The organism is Staphylococcus pasteuri (assembly GCF_030547725.1).
In the GTDB taxonomy this organism is placed as follows: domain Bacteria; phylum Bacillota; class Bacilli; order Staphylococcales; family Staphylococcaceae; genus Staphylococcus; species Staphylococcus pasteuri.
The window spans coordinates 1-292 of sequence record NZ_JAUOQO010000213.1 but is presented as its reverse complement, the minus strand read 5'-3'; the positions used below and the strand labels follow the sequence as shown (position 1 = coordinate 292).

At 43.2% G+C, this 292-nt stretch carries 1 protein-coding gene; it reads left to right on the top strand.

The window, feature by feature from the left end; genetic code table 11:
• Window positions 1-14: 14 nt before the first annotated feature.
• Window positions 15-292: DUF484 family protein (locus tag Q4528_RS13445; protein ID WP_303522019.1), on the top strand; the 278-nt coding region annotated here is incomplete at its 3' end.

The window sequence follows — 292 nt, the reverse complement described above, 5'->3', positions numbered from 1 at the left end:
AAATTACTGATCTGATGACAGTCGCTAGTCTCAATGAGCGCATTTATCACGTATACGTTGATCTGCTACCTGACTTAATGGCCTGTGATTCTTTTGCTGAATTACAACACCGTTTAAGTCGCGCTTTAGTGGATGACTTAGGTGTCGAGTGTGTATCAATGCGCTTAAGCCAAAAGTTGTTCAATCTTGAAGAATTGCCAGAAGAATACGGTTTAGAGCATGAGCAAATCGAGCGAATCAGAGTCACTCGCCTTAGCCAGCAACCGCATTATTTTGGCCGTATGTCTAAGGG